The following is a 3,045-nucleotide window of genomic DNA, read 5'->3' on the forward strand; positions in this document are numbered from 1 at the left end:
ACAGCCGCTGCGCATGGTCCAGCCGCCGACGGCGCAGGCCGTGCGCGCCCCGCTGCCGGACGATACGCGCCGCCGCCTGTCCGAGCTGTCCGGCGTGCCGCTCGCGGCCGATATGACGGGCGCGCAGGCGTGCGACGCGGTTTGGGATGCGCTGTGCCAGGGGACGCTGGCGCGCCGGCTCGTACAAAAAGGGGTTTTTGACGAGGTACGGGCGAGACAGGCGGGAATCCCGGATGAAGTGATGAAAAAATAAAAAAAGTTGTTGACAAAAGGGGGAGAATATAATATAATCAAATACGTCGCCAGCGAACGGGCGACGGGGACGGATATGGCGGTATAGCTTAGTTGGCTAGAGCGTTCGGTTCATACCCGAAAGGTCATTGGTTCAAGTCCAATTACCGCTACCATTTCCCTTGGCCCGTTGGTCAAGCGGTTAAGACACCGCCCTTTCACGGCGGTAACGGGGGTTCGATTCCCCCACGGGTCACCATTTGGAAGTTTAGCTCAGCTGGGAGAGCATCTGCCTTACAAGCAGAGGGTCAGCGGTTCGAGCCCGTTAACTTCCACCAAAAGAAAAGTCTCAATAATCAGCTTAAATGCTTGATTGTTGAGGCTTTTCTTTTTGTTTTATTCGATTTTACATGCTTTTTGAAAATCGGGTGCGCCGTCCTTTTGACCCGTTTTGCCCCTTTTTGACCTTCTGCTGTTGCACCTACTGTTGCACTATTTTTGCGATTTTGCCCGCGACGCCCGCAAGGGTATTTTCGCGCATATGCGTGTATGGCGCGCCCATCCTTTTTTATCGGCCTGCCCGCAATATATTTTGCAAAAACCGGTTGACATGGAGTGCGCTCCAAGTGATAGGGTAAAGGAAAGGGCGGGGGGCTTCGCAAGGGGAAGGCGACGGTTTGCGTTACAAAAGATTGTAAGCCCCACAGTGCCGCAAAAGGCGCTTGACATGCGGCGTATTCCCTGTATGATGAGAGAAAAAGGAGGCGGGATATGATGCAGTACCGTACATTGGGGCGCACCGGCCTGCGGGTGAGCGAGATCGCCCTGGGATGCGAGGGGCTTGTCCTGCAGGACGACGCGTTCGCGGAGGGGCTGTTCCGCGCCGCGCTGGACGCGGGCGTCAACTGTATGGACCTATACAGCCCCAACCCGGACGTACAGCGCCGGGTCGGGAAGGCGATCCGCGCGCAGCGGGCGGATTTCATCCTGCAGGGGCACCTGTGCGCCATCTGGCAGGATGGGCAGTACAAGGCCACGCGCGACCCGCAGGAGGTGGAAACGGCGTTTGAAGCCATGCTGCGCAACTTGGACACGCCGTATGTCGATATCGGCATGATCCACTATGTGGATTCGCCCGCCCTGTGGCGGCAGATCGCGGAGGGGCCGGTGATGGCGTACGCCCGCGCGCAGCAGGCTGCGGGGCGCATCCGTTATCTCGGCGCGAGCAGCCACAACCCGGAAGCCGCCCTGGCGGCAGCGGAAAGCGGGCTAATCGACGTGCTGATGTTCAGCGTCAACCCCTGCTACGACCTGCTGCCCGGCGACGAGGACTGCGAAAACCTGTGGCGGGCGGACAGCTATGCCGGGACGTTGTCCAATATGGACCCCGCGCGCGAAAAGCTGTATGAAACCTGCCAGCGGCTCGGCGTGGGGATTACGGTGATGAAGGCGTTTGGCGGGGGCGACCTGCTGGATGGGAGGCTGTCCCCGGCGGGCAAGGCGCTGACCCCCGTACAGTGCATCCATTATGCGCTGACGCGCCCGGCGGTGGCCTGTGTGATGGCGGGGGCGCGGAGCGTCGACGAGTTGCGTAGCTCCCTGGCCTATGAAGGCGCCACGGACGATGAGCGCGATTATGCCGCCGCGTTTGCCGGTTTCCCGCGCATCCGCTGGGAGGGGCACTGCATGTATTGCGGCCATTGCGCGCCCTGCCCCAAGGGCATCGACGTGGCGACGGTGACCAAGTTCCTGAACCTCGCGCGGGCGCAGGGCATGGTGCCGGAGACCGTGCGCGAGCATTACGCCGCGCTGGCGCACCACGCCGGGGCGTGCGTATCGTGCGGGGCATGTGAAAAGCGCTGCCCGTTCCATGTGCCCGCGGTGGAAAACATGCGGCAGGCCGCGGCGCTATTCGGCGATTGACGGCGGAAGGGGGCATTCAAGTGACGATTGCAGAAGTCAGTAAAAAGTATGGTATTTCCGCGGATACCCTGCGCTATTATGAGCGGATCGGCCTGATCCCGCCCGTGCCGCGCACCAAAAGCGGCATCCGCGATTATGACGCGAACGCCTGCGGCTGGGTGGAGCTGATGAAGTGCATGCGCGCCGCGGGCGTGCAGATCGAGGCGCTGGTCGAGTACGTCGCCCTGTTCCAGAAGGGGGACAGTACGGCCGATGCTCGCAAGGCGATCCTGGTCGAGCAGCGGGACAGCCTCGTCGCCCGCATGGAGGAGATGCAGCGCTCGCTGGCGCGGCTGGACGACAAGATCGCGCGGTATGAGCAGGGGCTGATGACCAAGGAAAAGCTGTTGCGGCGCGAGGATCATTGAAACGGGGAGGCCCTGCAATCCACAGATTGCAGGGCTTTTTTTGATTGCACGTTTCCTGCAATTGGAGGTGCGATTGCACAAATTGCGCAATTCTATTTGCAATTGCAGGGTTCGTGCAATATAATAAACACATAAGGCTTTCAGGAAGGGCGGTGGCGTATGCGGTACTGTGCGCTGATCGGGGATATCATCGGCTCCCGCGAGCTCGCGCCGGAGGCGCGAAGCGGGCTCCAGGCACGGCTGAAGCATGTGCTGGAGGAAATTAACGAGGAATTTAAAATGGATATCGCCGCCCAGTTCCTCATTACGCTGGGCGACGAATTCCAGGGGCTGCTGTACCTTGCGGAGCCGGTGCTTGAGATCATCGAGCGGATCGACCGCGCGGCCTACCCGTCGCATATCCGCTATGGCATCGGCATCGGGGAACTGAGCACGCCGGTCGCGGACGAGGCGGCGCTCGGCGCGGACGGCCCGGCCTACCATC

Annotated in this window: 4 protein-coding genes and 3 tRNA genes; all 7 read left to right on the forward strand. The window is 61.1% G+C overall.

Features of this window, described 5'->3' with window-relative positions:
- Nucleotides 1–253: hypothetical protein (locus CZ203_RS14580; RefSeq protein WP_159456374.1), on the forward strand; the 253-nt coding region annotated here is incomplete at its 5' end.
- Nucleotides 254–330: 77 nt separating this feature from the next.
- Nucleotides 331–407, forward strand: a tRNA-Met gene (locus CZ203_RS05145).
- A gap of 8 nt (nt 408–415) precedes the next feature.
- Nucleotides 416–490 (forward strand) — tRNA-Glu (locus CZ203_RS05150).
- A 3-nt stretch (nt 491–493) separates the two neighbouring features.
- Nucleotides 494–569: transfer RNA gene (locus CZ203_RS05155), tRNA-Val, on the forward strand.
- 433 nt (nt 570–1,002) lie between these two features.
- Nucleotides 1,003–2,154: an aldo/keto reductase gene (locus CZ203_RS05160; RefSeq protein ID WP_328588150.1), complete on the forward strand. Its 1,152-nt coding sequence runs from the start codon at nt 1,003–1,005 to the stop codon at nt 2,152–2,154.
- A gap of 20 nt (nt 2,155–2,174) precedes the next feature.
- Nucleotides 2,175–2,561: a MerR family transcriptional regulator gene (locus tag CZ203_RS05165; protein WP_087065095.1), complete on the forward strand. Its 387-nt coding sequence runs from the start codon at nt 2,175–2,177 to the stop codon at nt 2,559–2,561.
- A gap of 159 nt (nt 2,562–2,720) precedes the next feature.
- Nucleotides 2,721–3,045 (forward strand): SatD family protein (locus CZ203_RS05170; protein WP_235847463.1); only part of this gene is annotated, 325 nt, incomplete at its 3' end.

The sequence above is a fragment of the Intestinibacillus massiliensis genome (assembly GCF_900155735.1).
In the GTDB taxonomy this organism is placed as follows: domain Bacteria; phylum Bacillota; class Clostridia; order Oscillospirales; family Butyricicoccaceae; genus Intestinibacillus; species Intestinibacillus massiliensis.

Bases quoted from the DNA above. Each gene is read 5' to 3' on its own strand.
- CZ203_RS05160 (WP_328588150.1), top strand. From the start codon at position 1,003: ATGATGCAGTACCGTACATTGGGGCGCACCGGCCTGCGGGTGAGCGAG.